Source organism: Vibrio sp. MMH1-50 (assembly GCF_022347645.1).
Lineage (GTDB): Bacteria > Pseudomonadota > Gammaproteobacteria > Enterobacterales > Vibrionaceae > Vibrio > Vibrio harveyi.
Window position 1 is genome coordinate 39,282 of sequence record NZ_JAKRGG010000026.1, and the last position, 20,833, is coordinate 60,114.

The following is a 20,833-nucleotide window of genomic DNA, read 5'->3' on the forward strand; positions in this document are numbered from 1 at the left end:
GTTATGCTCTTCTCTAGTCTCTTTATCAACATCAACTTGGACAGCATGATCTTCAAACCACCAGTTCTGTTACTTCTTTGTTTAACAACACAATTTACGCAAAAAAAGAGCCGCTATTAGCTAGCGGCTCTTAACTATTAGAAATTTCCGATATTCAGTCGACTTACTCTTTACCGAATACGTTGTTTTCTTGCTCTTGCACGCGGATGAACGTAGTTCGCTTGGTTAGCTCTTTAAGCTTTGCTGCACCTACGTAAGTACATGTTGAGCGAACACCACCAAGGATGTCTTGGATAGTGCCGTGAACACTGCCACGGTATGGCAATAATACGGTTTTACCTTCAGCTGCACGGTAGCCAGCAACACCTCCAGAGTGCTTGTCCATCGCGCTCTTCGACGACATACCGTAGAACTTCATGAACTTCTCGCCGTCTTTCTCGATGACTTCGCCGCCTGACTCTTCGTGACCAGCAAGCATACCACCTAGCATGACAAAATCAGCACCGCCACCGAATGCTTTCGCTACATCACCCGCACATGAACAGCCACCATCACCGATGATCATACCGCCAAGACCGTGAGCTGCGTCGCCACATTCGATGATTGCAGAAAGTTGTGGGTAACCAACACCGGTTTTGACGCGAGTTGTACATACAGAACCAGGACCGATACCTACTTTCACGATGTCTGCACCAGCAAGAATCAACTCTTCACACATGTCACCAGTTACGACGTTACCAGCAGAAATAACCTTGTCTGGGAATTCAGCACGAACACGTTGTACGTACTCCACCAAATGCTCTGAGTAGCCGTTCGCGATGTCGATACAGATGAAGATGAACTCATCAGAAATCGCCATGATGTCTTTAGTTTTTTGGAAGTCTGCATCAGACGTGCCCGTTGACACCATCACGTTGTTTAGCGTTGTTTTGTCTGCTGTTTTCGCAAACTCTGCCCAGTCTTCAACTGTGTAGTGTTTGTGAACAGCGGTCATTACACCATGCTCTGCTAGCGCTTTAGCCATTGCAAAGCTACCAACCGAATCCATGTTAGCCGCAATTACTGGTACGCCAGACCATTGACGACCACTATGCTTGAATGTAAAATCGCGGGTTAAATTTACTTGAGAACGGCTCTTAAGGGTAGAACGTTTCGGGCGAAACAGTACATCTTTAAAACCTAACTTAAGTTCTTGTTCGATACGCATTGTGTAATTCCTTGATTCATAAGTATATGTGTCATCTCAGAGTGCGTAGTGAAATCGTTGGCAGACGAGTTCACTGTTCTTCGGACACAAAAAAACCGGAGCGTTGGCAGACGCTCCGGTTTTCAGCATTATAGGCTGTGATTTATTTCCTACAAGTCTGATATTTGATTTTTTTTTGTGATACCATCTTGGAAATCGCATATCAAAAACACCTCCCCTCTTCCCAAAATCGCAACTTAATTAACAATATCAAACAGTTAAAACGCTCGATTATTTTATCCTTTGCGCAAACCTTTGCGTCATTTCCATCGTAGGTTACCGTTTAACTTCTCATAAACGCTCAAAATAACGCCAAACGAACCAAGTTAGTGCGACTCTTCAAAAAATATTTCTTCAAATTTTTCATGCCCAACATCACTTTTTGCCTCTTCTTGAAAGCGAATGAGCTAAAAAAGCTCTGTTCAGTTCTTTGGTGTGTTGATGGCACATCGAAGAGATTCGATAACGTCACTCGCCAACAAGCCAACTTCACCACTTTGCTGGACATTAATATCGGCTGCATGACTATGAAGTATCACGCCTAAACGAGCCGCCACAGCAATAGGAAGTCCTTTTGCAAGTAACGCAGCAATCACACCAGACAAGACGTCTCCCATTCCCCCACTCGCCATCCCAGGGTTACCCGCGAGACAAACATACATTCTGACACCGTCATAGATAAGAGTGCCCGCGCCTTTGAGTACAACAACCCCACCGTAGCGTTCATGAAGCTGCCTCGCCGCTGCAAAACGATCCTGCTCTACCTCTTTTGTTGAAACAAGGAGCAAGCGTGCAGCTTCTCCGGGGTGCGGTGTCATAACGCGTTGCTCGTCTCGTAAAAACACGACATCATTTCTCTGATTGAGCATAGCAAGGATGTTTAGTCCGTCAGCGTCCACCACTTTGAGTTTGTTTTTCTGAGATAAGAATTGATATGCCTGATGTGCCCATTCATCTTGCCCAAAACCAGGACCAAAGACGAGAACATCAGCCCAACGACTACGCTTAACCAGCTCGTTATCGGTGTCTTTGAGCTCATCAAGTGTAATACCTCGACTCATTATTTCTGGAGCTCCCACTTGTAACGGTAGTAGCGAGCTTGGATAGGTAATCGCTGCGGTTAAACCCGCCCCTGTTCTCGCTGCGGCAGAAGCACATAATCGAATCGCGCCTGCCATACCTTGATTACCTCCTACACAGAGGAGTTTCCCGTTATCGCCTTTATGGGCAGTGGCTTTCCTTTCCGGTAGCAGTCTACCGATAATCTGATGATCAATACCTAACGCGCTTTCTTCTTCAATCGACTCGAACTCGACGTTCACACCTAAGCCGGAAAAATGTAGGTCTCCAACGTAATCTCTTGCTTGCCCCGTGCACAAACCTTGCTTTACACCAATAAATGTCACGGTATGGTCTGCACGAATAGCCTCTCCCAAAACGGCGCCAGTATCAGCACTTAGACCCGATGGCACATCAATAGCGATTACAGGACAATGGACTTGATTGATTTGCTCTATATAACGGCGAGAGTCGGCTCTGACTTCTCCCACTAACCCTGTCCCTAACATGCCATCGATAATCACATCAGCTTCTAACAATGCAGTATGCCAATCATCCCAAGCACTGTTCTCTCCATCGCTAGCTTGCCAATCTTCGAACGCTCTCAGAGCATCACCTTTCAAGGTTAAAGGGTCACCCAATTGAAACACGCGTACATTCAGCTGTGCCTGCTTTGCTAGAGTGGCAAACACATAACCATCACCACCATTATTGCCTTTACCGCACACCACCAACACATTTCGTGCTCTGGGATAAAGATGAAGAAAACGCTCATACACAGCCATTCCAGCGCGTTGCATAAGGCTATACATTGATACCCCCGCCAATTGAGCTGCCATTACTTCTCCATTTCTGACTTGTTCAGCGGTGTAGAGCTTGAGAGCGAGATTAAAGTCCATATGATTATTCTGCGCATTTGAAGACACGATTTAAGTATACAAAAAAGCCGAGGCGAACCTCGGCTTTTAATATCGTTATTTAATCAACCTTTAGTTGTGTTGCTGAGACATCAACGCTTCAGCCGTCGCATCTTGGATAGACAAGAACAAGGAATTGATTTTTCCTGTAGGTGTACGCATTGGGTTCAGCGTTACGTTCTGGTACATAAACTCTGCTTGTTGTGTCACAGGACGCACGTTACGGCAGCGGAACAAATACGGACGCTGACGCCAAGTAATAAAGCTTCGGCAGCCCAAATCATAAACCGGCTTGGTTTTTAGCTTGAACCACTCTTGTGGGATCTCTGGGAAAATATCAAAAATGGAGCGACCAATTGCCTCGTGAGATTGCAAGCCACTGTGGTGGGTCATAAACCCATTCCATACTTGTACGTTGTAATCTTTATCGATCACAACCAAACCCATGTCGACATTCTGAACCATGTCGACCATCCAATGGAATTGTTCAAATTCTGCAGGTAGATTCAGCATTAGAAGTCCTCCATTAGGTATGACAATTTGTTGTCTAGCAAAGGCAGCGACTCGTCAACGAACATAAACAGAAGATCACAACGAATTGATGTGCCTTCAATGTTGTAGCTCACTTCAAATGTCATGGTTCGACTAAATGCCCCCGTGGTTGATTCAATAATTGAATCGATGGAGATATGCTGCCCGAGCAATACAGGAGAACTTTGGAAGAATCGCACCTCAGATTGCTCACCTAAACCATTCAAGAATGCGCCTACCAAGATGTTAGAGATATCCATCAACAGTTCGAGCTCTTCTAACTCTTCGCTATCTGCTGGCACCTTCATTAGCTTTTTCAAGTCAGAGACACTTGAGTCACTTAGGATAACCAGTGCTTCGCCCGCAATGCCTTCTCCACAAAACCCCTGACAAACACCTGAGACGTTGTCATGAGATGCTAAATCTCTCAATGCCATATGAAGCTCACTGACTTCGAAGATATTTACGTTTGGAAGTGGAAGCTGAACAAAAACATCAAAGTGACGCGCCAAGGCATCTGCCGCTCGACCAATCGACACGTTAGCCACTTCCATGTAAATATCACGACGACGCAGAATAGGCAGCTCAATCGTTGTAGGAGTGATGACCTGTGGACGATCATTAGGCTCAATCAGCTCTTTTAACGTCGCTTTAAGCTCGTCTTTACCAATTGGCTTTTGAATAAACGCTTTCGCACCGAGTGCAAATACACGCTCTTTTGCTTTGGGTTGAATATCACCAGACACAACCACAACTGGGGTTTGAATGCCTAAGCGTTTCATGTTTTCCAATGTTTCAAAACCATCCATCTCTGGCATGGTCAAATCAAGAAACATCAGTTTAAATTCTTTCTGCGCTAGTTCTTCTAGCGCGTTTTTACCATGAATGGCAAATGTCACGTCTGCATTTAATGTTGCCGGCAGTGATCTTGCCATCTGTTTGCGTGCTAACGCAGAGTCATCACAGATGAGTACAGGAAAAGACATTCTACCACCTTTATATATTCAACAATCTGCGCAGGAGTCTAACAGATTGTTGCAGCACAAAGTACGAGAAAACTGACGAGGAGTTTTTATTATTTCTTGTTTACCGAACTAGCATACGCAATATGAATAGATGAGTGAACCAGTGAACCAATAAAAAACGCAATTCCCTATACATTTAGTGATGTTGCGCAAGTGTGATTAAAACTTCGACAAAGCCTGATACGCAAAGGGTTGCTCTTAGCAATTAGAATGAAAAAGATAATCTAGAAGGCAAAAAGGCACCCTATTTATCCTTTAACCTCGAAATGCGTGGTTACTTGGATATCAAGAGTGCCTAAGAAGATAAAACTTTTCGGTCTTTCTATGGCACACCGTGACCTTTTGAAGCGACCCAAACTCGGTACCACTGCTCACGCGTCAATTCAATATTCAGTGCATTAACCGCCGAGTGAACTCGCTCAATCTTACCCGAACCAATAATAGGCATTGGCTTCGATGGTAAACGACGAACCCAAGCGTAAATCACTTCATCAATACTGTTCGCACCGACTTCTTCACGAATCATTTCTAACTCGTTGCGAACACGAACCGCTTGCTCCGTATCACCCGTAAAGATTGAACCACCACCTAGACACGACCATGCCATCGGGCGCACTCGTAAAGTTTGCATCTGGTCTAACGTACCATCGTGTGCAACTTCAAAGTTAAGGGGGTTGATTTCCACTTGGTTAGTCACAAGTGGCTTGCTTAAGCGCGATTGCAAAAGTTCAAATTGACGAGGTGTGAAGTTAGAAACACCAAAGTGCTTCACCTTACCGACTTTATGAAGCTCCGAAAACGCTTCTGCCACTTCATCTGCATCCATCAAAACGTCAGGACGATGAATCAAGAGCACGTCAATCTCATCAACATTTAAACGCTCAAGTGAGTTGTTGACGGATTGGTAGATATGCGCCGCGCTAGTATCATAATGATTGATCTTACGCTCAGGTGTTTTATCACCACACAAGTTAATGTCGCATTTGGTCACGATCTGGATTTGCTCACGAACACTTTTATCCAACGCCAATGCTTCACCAAACAGCGCTTCACATTCGTAGTTACCGTAGATGTCGGCATGGTCGACAGTCGTAATACCTAACTCAATATGTTGCTTTAGGAATGACAAACGTTCTTGCGCTGTCATGCCCCAATCTACTGCACGCCAATATCCTTGAACCAGCTCAGAAAACTCTGGACCGTTTGGTGCAGTCACTACTTTTGCAACCATGGGTTTCTCTCCTTTTCTTAATCTGCTTTCATCCTAGTCTTGTTTTACCGCTCGCTCAACGGGTAAACTTTCGCAATTCGAACTGGAGTACGAAATATGTCTTTTGCCCAACGACTCGCCACCCTTATAGGCGAAGAAAGTGTCAGCGGCTTCGCTCGACGCGTCGATGTATCTGAAGCTTTGATCAGGAAATATCTCAAAGGAAGTGAGCCAAGTTTAACCAAAGCGAACCAAATAGCGATGCGAGCAAACTGCTCACTAGAATGGCTAGCTACGGGTTGTGGTTACTTATATCGCCAAGCCGAAGTAGTGGATATGGAGGCTTACAAACTCGCCTATCAACATGTCATGAATGGTGTAATTTCTGGGGAAGAAGAAGCGCAGCACCGCAAATTGGTTGCGGGTTATCAGTATCTACGCGCGCATAAAAAGTCGGATGGATTTTTGGATGAATCTGCGATGGCGACATTTTTGGCTCTCCATCACGAAAACAAAACTGAGGCTTCAGACGTCTAAAGCATAACACTTTAGAAACGGATCACCTTTAGTTCAATCATCTCGCCATCGCTGTTTAACATGACGTTTAATCTTGGCGTTGGCGTGCCAAACTCTTGTGCTAACACCCAATCAATACTTCGTGGCGCTTGCTGTGGATAGCGATTAATGAAGACAATCAGCTCTTTATCTACCTCTTCAGGCGTGGCGTGCCTCATCGCTTCAGAAATATCATATTGTTGCCCATCAATCTCCACCTTCTGCATCACCAGCCCATCTTTCCTCAAATTTAAAATCAGTTCGCTCAAACTCTGGGGTTGGTACTCGGTAAGAAAAGACAAATAGACCTCACGATCTTCTATTGTTGACTCTCCGTAGAGATGCTGATGGTAGTAGTGAAAATCATCCAAACAAAACGCTTCGGTACTATCCTGTGTCTCACATCGATACCAAGCTCCACCTGTCGTTATCGCTTGTTGAATTTGTTCAACAGGAGCACTCGATAATATCGCCTGCCACCATAGATCTTGAGCCGATGTAGTTTGAGAAAATAACCCTGAGAAGATGAGCAAACAAAGAGAAAAGCGCGACATGGTATTACTTGACGATTGAATTTGATGTTATCGAAAACGCTATCTTTGCCCCTATACCTAAGATAAGCAAGTACTCAGCTCGAATTTCAGACACAAAAAAGCGGACCTTCTAGCCCGCATCAATCTTTGTATAAAGCCTAAACCGCGTAATCCATCACGCTGAGAACCATTACGAGAAAACAGAATGCCATACCAAGCTGGAATTATCAACACTTCGTACGGTTATTTAAAATAAGTAAAGGGGAAGATTATAGGCATTAAAAAGGCGCACCTATGCGTGCGCCTCTACCTCGTGACTCAATCGTGAGTATGCGAATCGGGAAGTCTATTGATGCATCCCGAACAAATAACGAGGAATTTCTGTAGGGTTTGAATCCATCCAAATTGTGTGTAAAACCTCACATCCCTCCTTCTGAAGCAGTCATGTTGCTTTACACTTAAAGCATGGTTCATTTTGCTCAGAAAACAAGTTTTACCGATAAAAAAATAGTGCCATATATGGGATCAATAGCACAAAGTTTATCAATATTTAGACAATCGACACTTGAACCGCTCAATAGTGGAAAGCTAAATTGCATCTTTATTGATTAGGTCTAGACTCTCCTGAGCGTATAATTTCTTCCGTCCCTTCCAATCTGTAGTCAGGAGAATCTGTTAATGACCAAACGCGAGAGAATTGTGAAATCTGTGTTAGCGCACGTACCTAAAGATGCGATTAACCAGTTTGTCTCTCGAGGGTCAACGCCAACTTCATTTTCCGTCCTCTTTATGGCGGCCATCGTTGGTACGCTAGCAGGTCTTGTCGGCACTTACTTTGAGATTGCTGTTCACTTTGTTTCTGAAACCCGTACTGAGTGGTTAAAAAGCGAAATCGGTAGCGTGCTGCCTTTGTGGCTGGCCGCAATCTTAATCAGTGGTGCATTAGCATTCATCGGTTACTACCTTGTGCACCGTTTCGCACCAGAAGCCTCTGGCTCCGGCATTCCTGAGATAGAAGGTGCAATGGACAATATTCGCCCGGTACGTTGGTGGCGTGTCATCCCGGTGAAGTTCTTTGGCGGTATGGGCGCACTTGGCTCAGGTATGGTTTTAGGTCGTGAAGGTCCAACTGTACAAATGGGTGGCGCGGTTGGTCGCATGGTTACCGATATCTTTCGTATTAAAGACGATGATACTCGCCACTCTCTATTAGCATCCGGTGCTGCCGGTGGTTTAGCCGCGGCGTTTAATGCACCGTTAGCAGGCATCATGTTTGTTGTTGAGGAAATGCGCCCTCAATTTCGCTACTCTTTAATTTCTATTCGAGCAGTGATCATTTCGGCGATCATGGCAAACATTGTGTTTCGCGCGATTAACGGTCAAGAAGCGGTAATCACCATGCCGCAATACCAATCACCGGAATTACAATCATTATGGTTGTTCTTGCTACTCGGTTCTTTGTTTGGCGTATTTGGTGTGATTTTCAATAAGCTAATCACCATCGCGCAAGACAGCTTTGTTGCCCTACATAAAAACGACCGTAAACGTTACTTGATCACAGGTACTATTTTGGGCGGTGTGTTTGGCTTGCTACTGCTTTATGTTCCTCAGCTAACCGGCGGCGGTATTGGTTTGATTCCAGACATTACCAACGGCAACTACTCAATTTCTATTTTAGTTATGCTGTTCGTTGGTCGTGTGATCACTACCCTACTTTGTTTTGGTTCTGGTGCACCTGGTGGTATCTTCGCTCCAATGCTGGCTTTGGGCACATTGTTTGGCTATGCATTTGGAGCAAGTGCAGACATGCTGTTACCTTCATTGGCTATCGAACCAGGTGTCTTCGCAATTGCTGGCATGGGGGCTCTATTTGCCGCAACAGTACGTGCACCAATCACAGGTATCTTACTGGTTATCGAGATGACCAATAACTACTACCTGATCCTACCACTTATTATTACCAGCTTAGGCGCAGTAATAGTGGCGCAATTACTTGGTGGACAACCAATTTACAGCCAGTTGTTACATCGTACGCTTAAGAATGACAAGCTACGTCAACAAGACCTGCCTGAAAACCAAGCTTAACCAAATATACCCAAGGTACTTGGGTGTACCGGCTCCAAATTATCTTTCACCATTAAGATTCTTTTGGAGCCAGTAATTCTACTTTTTTGCAAGTCTCTACATAAATCTCCTACCAAACTCACAAAATTCCCATTCTCTGGAATTTACCTATCATAATGAAAGGTAAGAAGACGTTAAACTTGTTAGTATTTGCGCCTCAAATTAGAGCAATTAACCCATTTCTGGAGTCGTTTTGAACTGGAAAAGACTTGTGCAGTTTTATAGTGTTCCTCCGTCACAAGCGGCGTTAGCACTAGGCATGATAGGGCTTGGACAAGCTTGGGCTTTGTACATTCCACAAATTGGAGAACCAATAAGACCATTTCTTGCTGCACTCGGAGCTCTTCTTCTTACCCCGGTTCTACTTAAATACGCCACCAGCCCTCGACTGTTTATGGCGGACATCAAGCACCCACTGAGCGGTAGTTTAATGGCGCCAATGAGCATGGCGTTACTCATGTTGTGTGACTATCTTGCCGTGGTAACACCAATCATTGCCTACCCGCTGTGGTTTATGGCGGTGTTACTGCATTTCACGATGATGGTGCTGTTCTTTGGTTTTCAGATCATGAACTTCAAGATGTCGAACATAGTGCCAAGCTGGTTTCTTTACCCTGTGGGCTTGATCAGCTCTTCTCTTGCTGGCTCTCAGTTTGGACACAACGTGTTTTCTGAAACTTTGGCGATGATGTGTATCGGCATTTACTTCTTCATGTTGCCTTTGGTGTTGTATCGCTTGGTATTCTTTGGCTCTCTGCCGCGTCGAGCACGACCAACACTCGCGATCATGGCTGCGCCTGTGAATCTTTCTCTGGCTGCGTACCTAGTCAACTTTGCGCAACCAGATCCGATCCTGACGGGCGCACTGGCAGGCATCGCCATTACGATGACCTTGTTAATTTATCTGTGTTATTTCCGTTTGATGCGTTTGAAGTTTCAACCATCTATCGCAGCGGTCACCTTTCCTTCCGTGATCAGTGCGATTGCAATGCATCGTCTCACCACATTCTTCGCGGAATCTCACCCACATTGGCATTGGTTACACGATTTTGGATTTCTAGAACTAAGCATCGCAACCGTGCTCGTGGTTTGGGTGTCTGCTGGTTATGTCAAAATGTACTGGCCAGAGCTTGTTAAGACACCATCGAAACAAACATAAAAAACGGTCTCATTGTGAGGCCGTTTTCTTTTGTCTTCAACGAGCAACGTTACCCGATGAACTTCGACACAAAATTGCTGATGTTGGTCATACTTGATGCCGCCATTACCACCACAATCGCAATACCCGTAAAGGTTAAATAGACCGGATGCTTGTAGTCACCCACAATATCTTTTCTGCGTGTCGCTACCAACATCATGCCTAGTACAATTGGCAAAATAATGCTGTTAACCAAACCCGCAAGCATAAGAAGTAGAATCGGCATGTTCATGGTCACTGTGCCAAGTGATGTGATAATGATAAAGCCAACGCACCACACTTTCTCGTTACGAGCCACGATTGGGAATAGAGTTTTGATCAGGGAGATGGCCATGTACGAGTTCCCCACAACCGAGGTAATCGACGCGACAAATAATACCAAGCCAAAAATGAAGTAACCCACTTCACCAGCACCTTGACGGAAGGCATCAGCAGCTGGGTTTGCAGAATCCAACGTTGCGCCTGTCGCAATCACACCAAATACGGCTAAGAACAGCAGAATACGAATCACCACTGCAATAGAAATGCCCGCCCAAGCCGCGGTTTTAATCGCCGGAACCTTGTCTTTTCCTTGTAAGCCGATATCAACCAAGCGTTGTGCGCCCGTATAGTAACCACCGACGGCACCACCCACAATGGTCAGTGTTGGGAGCAGTAAGCTACCAATATCTGTCGGCATCACCGCTGCGTTCATGGTTTCACCCATTGGTGGCAAACTGGTCATTGCAACGTAAGCAATCAGAATGATCATAAACAGACCAAGATAGCGCGCCATCTGATCCATACGTTTAGATGCATTGTGGACCACAAACAGCAGGCATCCCACAACCCCGGTAAACAAAGCCCCCCAGGTAGTATCAACCCCTGTTAGCACATTGATGCCAAGTGCAGCTCCACTCACGTTGCCAAAGTTGAACGCTACCGCACCAAGAGCAAGGAGAATACCCACCACGTAGCCCATGCCCGGAGCTACTTTATTAGCAATGTCTTGAATACGCATGCCAGATACACCCACAATGCGCCATAAGTTCATCACGATACCGAAAGTAATGAACATGGATGCAAAGACTGGAAACGCCATGTCAATTTTGTAGATATTGGTGAAGACTGCTGTCTGAGTTAAAAAGCCAGGACCAACAGAGGTAGTCGCCATTAGGAACGCGACACTAAGAATAGCTTTCTTTTGCCAGCTAATTTCCGAGGCTTGTGCAGAAGTCGAAATAGAAGAGTGAACGGTAGTTTGTGTGGTCATGCCAAATCTCAATATTGTTGCCTTTCTATTATTAGAAAAAAGAAAGACAACTGACCGAGATCAGCTGAACTTGAAGAATCAGATAAGCAAATCAAATAAGAGAGAAAACCCTCGCAACCGTTTGCTGGGCGCGGATATTAAGGGCAACTCAAATAACTGTCAACACGAAGTTCGATAAATGATTTTTGTCGTCTCAAATCCATCTTATCTATGACTTTCAGATAGATAAAAAAAAGGATGGCATTTACCATCCTCTTAGAAACTTGCTTGATTACTTAGCGTAAACCGTGGAGAAACTCGGCACGTGTCGCTGGGTTGCTTTTGAAAATACCACCCAATGCTGTTGTCGTCGTTTCGCTGGTTGCATCCATAACACCACGAGATTTCACGCAGTAGTGCGTTGCATCAATAGTCACCGCCACATCATCTGAACCTAGCAACGTTTGAAGTGCTACAAGAATTTGCTGTGTCATACGCTCTTGAACTTGAGGGCGCTGTGCAAAGAAGCGGACAATACGGTTGATCTTAGACAGACCAATGATTTTGCCACGTGGGATGTAAGCAACGGCAGCTTTGCCATCGATCGTAACAAGGTGGTGCTCACAAGTACTGGTCACTGTGATGTCTTTCACGCGAACCATCTCACTTACATTCATCTTGTTTTCAATCACAGTGATTTTCGGGAAATTGGCGTAATCCAGACCGGAGAAGATTTCGTCCACGTACATCTTAGCGATACGATGCGGCGTTTCCTCTAGACTATCGTCAGTTAGGTCAAGTTGAAGCAAACTTAAGATCTCACGCATGTGGTGTTCGATCTTCTCTTTCTTCTCTTCACGGCTTACGTTGTTTGGGCACATTGGCGTTTCCAAACCACGTTGCTCTAGCGCTTCTTTTACTAACTTCGCTGACTCGCTAAGACCTGACATTCCACTTCCTCTTTTGTTACTTCAGCCGCTTGTACAAATCCAACCAAAATTGCATTCATACTTTTCGCTTTGAGTTGCTCAGTTCGTGTCTTTACACCAAGTCACATCAAATGAAGGTACTGAGCTGATTTTCTTGAGCTCCGCAGGTTTTTTACCCCTTTCGGATGGCTGACAAGGATACTCGGATTTTTGAATAATTACACCCATATTTTATAGGTGGACATTCTTAGGGTCTGTTGATCTTTCGAGCTGATTTTTGCAGCGAATTGTGGGGCATTTATACTAGGCAGAGACTTTGATGTGTAGTTAGCCTACATGAGAAGTCGATAACGAAGTAGAAATGACCAGCAAACGCTGCCCAAAGGGTTCGTCTAGGCGCCCCCGTCCGAACAAAATTTAACCATGAAAGATTAACAGACCCTACTCAGTCCCCTTTTTATGGTAAAGTTGCCACAAAACAAAAGAACACAGGATTTTCTCAATGGGCTGCTGCGACGCACCTGGCTTGATGCCAATTGAAGAAGCGATGGATAAAATGCTATCGCGAATCAAACCTATCCAAACCACTCTTTCTCTTCCACTTGCTGATGCTCTTGGCTTTGTACTGGCAGAAGACATCTTGTCTCCTATCCATGTACCACCATTCGATAACTCAGCAATGGACGGTTACGCAATTCGCATTCAAGATCTTGAGTCGTCTTCGGTACTGCCTTTGGCGGGCAAATCATTCGCAGGGCAACCTTTTGAAGGTGAATGGCCTCAAGGTACCTGTGTTCGCATTATGACTGGCGCAAAAATCCCTGAGGGTTGTGACGCTGTTATCATGCAAGAGAACACCGAAGTAACGGATGCAGGTGTTCAGTTCAACCAAACGGACGTGAAGCCACAAAACAACATCCGCCCAACAGGTGACGACATCAAGCAAGGCGACATTGTACTTGCGCAAGGTGCTCGTTTAACGCCGCGTGATATTCCAATGATTGCGTCTCTTGGCGTCAGCCATGTGACCGTCGTTCGTAAACCAAAAGTGGCATTTTTCTCTACTGGTGATGAGCTAAAACCACTGGGTGAATCGCTAGAAGAAGGTCAAATCTACGACAGCAACCGTTACGGCATCAAACCGTTGATTGAAAACTTTGGTTGTGAAGCCGTCGATTTAGGCATCATCCCCGACTGCCCAGAAACACTCAAAGCGACCTTTGAAAAAGCACAAACGTTGGCTGATGTCGTTGTTACCTCTGGTGGCGTCAGCGTTGGTGAAGCGGATTACACAAAAGACATTCTTGAAGAACTTGGTGAGATCGGTTTCTGGAAGCTGGCAATCAAGCCAGGTAAGCCTTTCGCCTTTGGTAAGCTAAGTACTGCTTGGTTCTGTGGTTTGCCGGGCAACCCTGTTTCTGCGGTGCTAACCATGTACGTGCTTGTTCAACCGATGTTGGCAAAACTCGCAGGACATACAGAGTGGAAGGCTCCGGAGTCTATTCCAGCGACAACCAAAACAGCATTTAAGAAAGCACCGGGGCGTACCGATTACCAACGTGGCATCTATACCTTAGAAGATGGCAAGTTTGTGGTTGAAACAACAGGTAACCAAAGCTCTGGTGCATTCCGATCAATGAGCCTAGCGAACTGTTTTGTTGTATTGGAGCGTGAACGCGGCCGCGTCGAAGTAGGCGAAACGGTTCAGATTCAACTATTCAACTCAACCCTTTACTAGGAAGTCGTTGTGGATATTCTTTCCGATCAGGAAATGTTGCGTTACAACCGCCAAATCATTCTTCGTCAATTTGACTTTGATGGGCAAGAAGCACTTAAGCAAGCATCGGTATTGATGCTTGGTGCTGGCGGTTTAGGCTGCGCCTCAAGCCAATACTTAGCGACTGCCGGTGTAGGTAAAATCACATTGATTGATGATGATATCGTTGAGCTATCTAACCTACAGCGTCAAGTGCTGCACCACGATGCGGATATTGGTCGTAAGAAGGTCGCGTCAGCGGCTGAGGCACTAAGGGAGCTAAACCCGCATATTGCCGTGGACACCATTGCAAAACGCCTTGGTGATACTGAGCTCAAAGAACTCATCGAACAACACACTATCGTTGTAGATGCATCAGATAACGTAGATACACGCAACCAACTCAACCGCTTGTGTTTTGAAACAAAAACACCATTGGTTTCGGGTGCCGCTATTCGCATGGAAGGGCAAGTAAGCGTATTCACTTACGATGATCCTACTCAACCATGTTACCAGTGCTTAAGTGCCCTCTTCGGCAGCGGTGCGTTAAGCTGTGTTGAAGCCGGTGTAATGGCACCTGTCGTCGGTATTGTCGGTGCAGTCCAAGCAATGGAAGCCATCAAGGTGATTGCTAACTACGGGCAGCCAAAGAAAGGAAAAATTCTTATTTTGGATGCGCTAAGCATGTCTTGGCGAGAAATGAATCTGATGAAAATGCCAACCTGTCCGGTTTGCAACTAACCACCTTATATCAATAAGCCCGCTTTTGCGGGTTTATTTTTAACTTCTACAGAACAAAAAACCGCCCGATAAGGGCGGAAAGTCAGCTAGGCGACTGAACAAAGGAACTTTAAATACTAAGACCAACTCACTTCACGCACTAAGCCACTCTTATATTCATTTCTCAGGTCGATACCCGTTCGATAATCGACGATATCTTCAATAGTGAGCACTGGCATTCCATGACGTCTTGCAAACTCAATGGTCTCTGGCAGTTTCGCCATGGTTCCATCAGGGTTAGTCAGTTCACAAAGGATCCCTGATGGGACTAAGTTTGCTAGATACATCAAATCGATCGTACCTTCGGTATGACCTCTACGAGCCAACACGCCATTTGTTTTCGCAACCAGTGGAAAGACATGGCCTGGTCTTGCTAAATCTTCTGGTTGAGCATCAAAATAAGTGGCCGTTTTAACCGTTGTAACACGGTCTTTCGCAGAGACCCCCGTGGTCACTCCTTCTTTCGCTTCAATCGAAACCGTAAAAGCGGTCTGGTTTTTACTGCGATTATCTTTCACCATAGGAGGAAGCTCCAACCAATTGGCGCGTTCTTCCGTTAAACACAAACACACGATGCCACTGCATTCACGAATCATGAGTGCCATTTGCGCTTCGGTAAGATGCTGTGCAGAGAAAATAAGGTCGCCTTCGTTCTCACGATCCTCATCATCCATTAATAGAACACCAAGGCCATTTTGTAGAGCCTCAATCGCTCTTTCTACTCTTTGTACTGGAGTACCAAACTCATCTAGTAGTGACGTTGAGCTCATAGTTTCTTCTCCTTGATACTGATTACAAATAAGCGAACGCATCCGCGTAAAGTTGCTCTGGTTCTGCCCCTCTTTTGTCACAGAACCAATCACGAGCCACTTCAACCATTTTGTAAGGACCACACAAGTAGATATCGAACTCAGCTAAGTTACGGAAATCACTCATCACACACTCCAACACCTTTCCTTGCTTAGCGTATTGCGGACAGGTTGATATTTCAGTGACTGGCACGTAACTGATATTTTTGTTTTCAAGCGCAATATCCACCAGTTCGTCATGCACATACAGGTTATCCATATCCTTGGCACCCCAATAGACGTAAATCGGCTGGGTAAACCCTTGCTCCAAGCTATTTTTCAAAATACTTAGGGTGTACGACATTCCGGTCCCGCCTGCGACCAATAACAAGGGTTTGACACTCTCATCACGCAGCCAAGCCTCGCCTCGCGCCTCACTTACTTCAACCATGTTACCGCAGACCCACGAATTGGTGAGTTCTTCCATCACAAGCGTATTTTTCTTGCTGATATCTGAGCCACCAATATGGAGTTCTAAAAACGCACAATTTGAGGGACATGAGGCTATAGAAAAAGGTAAGCTGCCAAAGCTTAAGCTAACGTTAATGTACTGCCCTGCCCTAAACTCAAAAGGCTGACTCGGCTTGAGCAACACTCGGAATATGAAGCTAGTTAACGGCTCAATTTTTTCTATCGAACATAACATCTCAGTTGCCCCCTTCACTCTTAGCAGTAAACGCTTGAGACATACTGAGAGCGCACCCCTTCATACCCCGCGTCTTAACTCTTCTAACGATCTCAACGGTGGTTCCCGGGCGATCGCCTTCTTCTTCTCGCACGATGCCTATATCATCCGTCACTAGAAAGCATGGATAGCTGACCGCCGAGGCATCCATATAGCTCATCAGTCCTTGCTGACCATGCGGAAGCGGCTTTAATGTTTTAGGATCCAGAGCTCTTGCAAAGACCCAGGGCGGTACACGCTTTTTGTGTTCTGTATCCTCAAAAAAGCAGGTGTTCAGTTCAACTTGATTAAATGTGTCTCGAATCTGCTCTGGGCTTTCTAAGGTAAAAGTCTCACACAAAAGTTGGTTGAACTCGTCTCTATCGAGCGATTGATCCTGATGTTTTTTCCAGCCGCCGCCAGTGATGATGTAAAGATCGCGACCACCATTGAAAGTTTGACCTTGCTCGCGCATAAAACAACACAGTAGATAGATAAAATAAGGAGGACCGATAAGACAAATGGTTTTACCAGACTGCTTGATACGATTCATATTAGCTAGCGTCGCCTCAAAGTCGATCTCATCCTCAGTGACAGTAAATGCGGTCGGGTAGAGGAGCTCGACTAAGCTCATGACGTACTTGAACCAAATATTGTTGGCATTAAAACGATCTGGGCCTAAGTTCACCAACTCCATCTGATGGTCAAACCAATCACCTACGTAATTCATACCGAAATTTACTGAGCCAAGAAGCCGCTCAATACTGAGTCTATCTCGTGCAACAATACTTTTGATGCCACTAGTGCCACTGCTAGTAAAGCGATTCTCGACCTCGTCATCGTCAAGTGTTAATAGGGTCTTCAACTTAAAAATAGAAGTAGGGAAAACGGGGATATCGTTGAGATCTTCCACCACCTCTCCGACTCCCAGCCTCTCGCAGAACTGACGATAATCATCATTATTGTGGTAATGGTATTGATATGCCCCTTTAACAAGGCGAGATGTCAGCTGTTTTTGTTCCTGCAATGACCATTGCTGAGGAGTTCCCATGAAAATCAAGTCATCGATTTCTGTGCTCGCTGCGATATTTTCCTGCTTAACCGCTGAAAGTACGTCCATATAAATGCCTCTATTAGTTAGCGCTATCGCGCGAAAAGAATGGTGATATAAGGGGCATCGCTGCCCCTTCAGCATCAGTTAAACGTTACGAGTGGTATTTGACGATGTTGGCGTTTACCACATCGATAACCGCTCTTTGCTGCGCTTTATCTTCCATCGACTCAAAAGACATCAATAGGTCCGCGGCACCACAACACTCAATCGCAACTCGCGCTGCCTGAGTACTTTCTTCATAAGTACCGATGGCATTTTCTGACAACAGCTCTCCCATTTTTTGCTCAAAGTCGGTATTTGAGTAAGATTCACGGACAAACTCTTCCAAATACACGCGAGCTTCTGCCCTTGCTGCTTCACCATCTACATTTTGGTTGACCAGCAGCGTCAGCTTGTGTCGAACCTGACTAACATCGACACCATGTGCCTGAGCAACTTCGTGGTACAAACCGGCGTATTCTTTTCTTTGAGCGTTTGAGTCGTCCCATCTAAACACGAGTGGAAGCCCTAACTTAGCCGCCCATTCAACCACTTCTTTGCTCGTCGCATTCACAAATTGCGCAGGACCGCCTTCAGTGAACGCGTGTGGGTTAACGGAGATTTTAGGAAAACTATAAAAATCATTGTTTGGATGGCAGTACCCAGTAGTGAATGCATCATTGATGATCTTGTGACACTCACTGAACAACTGAAACTGAGAATCCGTTGGTCGATTAAAGAAGCGCATATCTGCACTCTTTTCACAATCACTAAAGCCAAAGGCAAAACGGCCTTCACTCATTTGGTCAAGTAGACACGCTTCTTCCGCCACACGTACTGGATGATGCGTGGTAATGACGTGATTCAACGAAGCCACTTTGGCGTTCTTTGTCATACCAAGTAAAAAACCAGCCACTGTTAGTGGGGCACCAACCACGCCATTGTTCGAGAAATGGTTTTCGTAAACAGCCAACGTGTCAAACTTCAACTGATCTACGTAATGTGCGGTATCTAACATTTCTTCGATGACTTGATCAGAAGAACGCTTTGAATTCATAAAATTGAGGAAGAATAATCCAAATTTCATGTCTCTTTCCTTTTAGAAAATATTAATTACTGTTTTTCTTTGAGATATGGCATCACATCAGACTGGAATAGCTTCATAGATGCGATAATTTCTTCTTCAGAACCGTTTGCTTCAAAACCACAACAAATATTGTCAATACCCGTCGCATCGATATCTTGCTGGATAATCGCGATACACTCTTCAGGCGTCCCTACTGGGTTGATTTCGTAGCTGTAATCAATTCGGCGATTGGTGTCTTTGTGGCCTTTCAACACAAAATCACGCCATTGACCTTTATTGAAGTCGTAACCTTTTGTTTGGTCAGAGTCGTCAAAAATCTTGGTGGCATTCACGTATGAGTCGTACCAATGGCCCAAGAAGTTGCGGCAAATATCTTTGGCTCTATTTGAGTCATGATCGACGGAGGTGATGTAAGACAAACAGTGGTCAATCTTAGTCACATCGTAGCCATGTTCAGTCGCGACTTCGTTGTAAAGATCAAGCTGCGCTTTCTTCTCGTGAGTGTTGATGATCCAGCTTAGAATCATTGGTAGGCCACGCTCTGCAGCCCATTCTGTCGTTGATGCTGACTCCGCGACGACATAAACAGGAGCACCACCTTGTGTGTAAGCCGATGGATTCAGTTGGATTTTCGGGAACTTAATATGTTCGTTATCCGCCGCGATATAGCCTTCATTGAAGCCTTCTTTCATCAAGTCATACCAACAGTCCATTAAGGCTCGGCTGTTATCCATGTCTGTACCAAAGACACGAAAATCTTTATCGTACAAACCGCGACAAATACCAAAACGGAATCGTCCTTTTGACATTTGATCCAGTAGGTTTACGTCTTCTGCTTGTCGAACCGGATGGGCAGTCGGCAATACGATAGCTGCAGTGCCAACGTTGAGCGTTTCTGTCGCACCTAATAGGTGTGCGGCAGCAACATAAGGATTCCCTAACAACCCAAATTCAGTGAAGTGGTGCTCTAGCAACCAAACGGTGTCGAAGCCACAACCTTCAGACGCTTTGCCCAGATTAACCAATCGCTTCATCACTTCGGTCTGAGATAGCTCAGGTGGCTGATAAGTGAGAAGGAAGTTTCCAAATTTCATAACATTTCCTTATTTGTTGGTATTATGATAAGACCTAAGCCATTTCTGGCGTACGGCTTTCAATTTCCGCTTTCAAGCGACGTTCATTCACAGTCGCGATGGTGAGTTGTTCAAAATCAGGCTCGATAAAGTCGACGTCGATTTCTAAGCTGCCTCCATCCATTGCGATGGCGGCTTTGGTGACGGATTGGTAAAAGTTACGTAACACGACCAAGTTTTCGCCCAAGTCATGAGAGCTACCAAGCAAGGAGTAGAGCTTGCAATGCCCAGTGCGGATATGCGCTAACATGTCATAGACTTCTTCTTGCTTAACCCAATCATCGTTGTTAGCGGTAAAGGCGATTAAAGGAACCGAGGTATTGGCTACTTTGTCGAGAGTAGAATCTAAGGTATCCCAGTGATGCTCGAAGCAGTCGCGAACGAACACTTCAGAACCAAGCTTATGACCTTCAAAATCAAGATCGTTTGGTAGCTCATCGATAGGCAAACTGAGGTAATCAAAACCAAGCGCTTTTTCTAGTGTGTCACGCAAGTTCACCACACCAACCGCAGTAATCAGAAAAGACAGCTCCAGATCAGAGATAACTTCATAGGCGACACGAGCTGAGAGACTTGCCGCAATCAAGCCAATGTTTTGTGTGCCCTTGGTCTGCAGCCAGTGATAAACAGTGCACAAACTATTTTTGCCCGTCGTCATGGTGAATTCATCAATCGAACCCGAGCTGAGCCCCACATGATGAAGAGAATCGTAACGGAACACATGGAAACCATTTTCAGATAGATACTCGGCCAACCCAGCAAAGTGATCCATTCTTCTGGCAAAACCAGAAGCAATTAAAATGGTGTTATTTTTAGAAGGCACATTTTCTTTTGGGGGCGTTTCCCAGACGTGAAGTTCCTGACCATTGTTCACGGGCAACACGTGTGCAATAGTCTTGCATTGATTATTCATT

19 protein-coding genes are annotated in these 20,833 nt (G+C 45.2%); 5 read left to right on the plus strand and 14 right to left on the minus strand.

Annotated features, from left to right (window positions below; translation table 11 throughout):
- Positions 1–163: 163 nt before the first annotated feature.
- The 5 genes from MHO32_RS17610 to MHO32_RS17630 form a co-directional block, all read right to left on the minus strand.
- Complete coding sequence (locus MHO32_RS17610; protein WP_005452348.1) at positions 164–1,207, minus strand: GMP reductase; 1,044 nt, start codon at positions 1,205–1,207, stop codon at positions 164–166.
- Between the two features lie 461 nt (positions 1,208–1,668).
- Complete coding sequence (locus MHO32_RS17615) at positions 1,669–3,204, minus strand: NAD(P)H-hydrate dehydratase (RefSeq protein WP_239213246.1); 1,536 nt, start codon at positions 3,202–3,204, stop codon at positions 1,669–1,671.
- A 90-nt stretch (positions 3,205–3,294) separates the two neighbouring features.
- Positions 3,295–3,735: a PAS domain-containing protein gene (locus MHO32_RS17620; RefSeq protein WP_005452351.1), complete on the minus strand. Its 441-nt coding sequence runs from the start codon at positions 3,733–3,735 to the stop codon at positions 3,295–3,297.
- Entirely contained in the window at positions 3,735–4,739 is a 1,005-nt protein-coding gene (locus MHO32_RS17625) for a response regulator (protein ID WP_009697299.1), read from the minus strand. The genes MHO32_RS17620 and MHO32_RS17625 overlap by 1 nt, the downstream gene beginning before the upstream one ends.
- Positions 4,740–5,100: 361 nt before the next feature.
- The gene (locus MHO32_RS17630) at positions 5,101–6,009 is read right to left on the minus strand and encodes an aldo/keto reductase (RefSeq protein WP_005452353.1); all 909 of its coding nucleotides are present in this window, start codon (positions 6,007–6,009) and stop codon (positions 5,101–5,103) included.
- A 96-nt stretch (positions 6,010–6,105) separates the two neighbouring features.
- Between MHO32_RS17630 and MHO32_RS17635 the strand changes: the two genes are divergently transcribed.
- Entirely contained in the window at positions 6,106–6,525 is a 420-nt protein-coding gene (locus MHO32_RS17635; protein WP_005452354.1) for a helix-turn-helix domain-containing protein, read from the plus strand.
- A gap of 11 nt (positions 6,526–6,536) precedes the next feature.
- Here MHO32_RS17635 and MHO32_RS17640 read toward each other — a convergent pair whose 3' ends face one another.
- Positions 6,537–7,097, minus strand: coding sequence for a hypothetical protein (locus tag MHO32_RS17640; protein WP_005452356.1), 561 nt, complete (start codon positions 7,095–7,097; stop codon positions 6,537–6,539).
- Between the two features lie 657 nt (positions 7,098–7,754).
- Between MHO32_RS17640 and clcA the strand changes: the two genes are divergently transcribed.
- Positions 7,755–9,161 carry a H(+)/Cl(-) exchange transporter ClcA gene (gene clcA, locus MHO32_RS17645; RefSeq protein WP_239213248.1) on the plus strand — a complete coding sequence of 469 codons (1,407 nt, stop codon included), beginning with the start codon at positions 7,755–7,757 and terminating at the stop codon, positions 9,159–9,161.
- 250 nt (positions 9,162–9,411) lie between these two features.
- Positions 9,412–10,359 (plus strand): TDT family transporter, encoded by a 948-nt coding sequence (locus MHO32_RS17650; RefSeq protein ID WP_239213250.1) that lies wholly within the window; start codon positions 9,412–9,414, stop codon positions 10,357–10,359.
- 49 nt (positions 10,360–10,408) lie between these two features.
- Here the strand turns inward: MHO32_RS17650 and MHO32_RS17655 are convergent, their stop codons facing one another.
- Positions 10,409–11,650: an NRAMP family divalent metal transporter gene (locus MHO32_RS17655; RefSeq protein WP_239213252.1), complete on the minus strand. Its 1,242-nt coding sequence runs from the start codon at positions 11,648–11,650 to the stop codon at positions 10,409–10,411.
- Positions 11,651–11,925: 275 nt separating this feature from the next.
- Entirely contained in the window at positions 11,926–12,579 is a 654-nt protein-coding gene (folE, locus tag MHO32_RS17660; protein WP_005452362.1) for a GTP cyclohydrolase I FolE, read from the minus strand.
- A 481-nt stretch (positions 12,580–13,060) separates the two neighbouring features.
- Between folE and moeA the strand changes: the two genes are divergently transcribed.
- Positions 13,061–14,296 (plus strand): molybdopterin molybdotransferase MoeA, encoded by a 1,236-nt coding sequence (gene moeA / locus MHO32_RS17665; RefSeq protein WP_005452364.1) that lies wholly within the window; start codon positions 13,061–13,063, stop codon positions 14,294–14,296.
- A 9-nt stretch (positions 14,297–14,305) separates the two neighbouring features.
- On the plus strand, positions 14,306–15,055 hold the full coding sequence (moeB, locus tag MHO32_RS17670) for a molybdopterin-synthase adenylyltransferase MoeB (protein ID WP_239213254.1): 750 nt from the start codon (positions 14,306–14,308) through the stop codon (positions 15,053–15,055).
- 116 nt (positions 15,056–15,171) lie between these two features.
- Here moeB and ribB read toward each other — a convergent pair whose 3' ends face one another.
- The 6 genes from ribB to MHO32_RS17700 all read right to left on the minus strand — a co-directional run bounded on the left by ribB (position 15,172) and on the right by MHO32_RS17700 (position 20,832).
- Complete coding sequence (gene ribB, locus MHO32_RS17675) at positions 15,172–15,864, minus strand: 3,4-dihydroxy-2-butanone-4-phosphate synthase (protein ID WP_239213256.1); 693 nt, start codon at positions 15,862–15,864, stop codon at positions 15,172–15,174.
- A gap of 22 nt (positions 15,865–15,886) precedes the next feature.
- Positions 15,887–16,588 (minus strand): flavin mononucleotide reductase LuxG, encoded by a 702-nt coding sequence (gene luxG / locus MHO32_RS17680; protein ID WP_239213266.1) that lies wholly within the window; start codon positions 16,586–16,588, stop codon positions 15,887–15,889.
- Position 16,589: 1 nt separating this feature from the next.
- Positions 16,590–17,726, minus strand: a complete 1,137-nt coding sequence (gene luxE / locus MHO32_RS17685) for a long-chain-fatty-acid--protein ligase LuxE (RefSeq protein WP_239213268.1) — start codon at positions 17,724–17,726, stop codon at positions 16,590–16,592.
- Positions 17,727–17,811: 85 nt separating this feature from the next.
- Positions 17,812–18,786 (minus strand): luciferase subunit beta, encoded by a 975-nt coding sequence (gene luxB, locus MHO32_RS17690; RefSeq protein WP_010991820.1) that lies wholly within the window; start codon positions 18,784–18,786, stop codon positions 17,812–17,814.
- A gap of 26 nt (positions 18,787–18,812) precedes the next feature.
- On the minus strand, positions 18,813–19,880 hold the full coding sequence (gene luxA / locus MHO32_RS17695) for a luciferase subunit alpha (protein WP_010991819.1): 1,068 nt from the start codon (positions 19,878–19,880) through the stop codon (positions 18,813–18,815).
- A gap of 34 nt (positions 19,881–19,914) precedes the next feature.
- A complete protein-coding gene (locus tag MHO32_RS17700; protein WP_050933762.1) occupies positions 19,915–20,832 on the minus strand; it encodes an acyl transferase in 918 nt (305 codons plus the stop codon).
- Position 20,833: the final 1 nt, after the last annotated feature.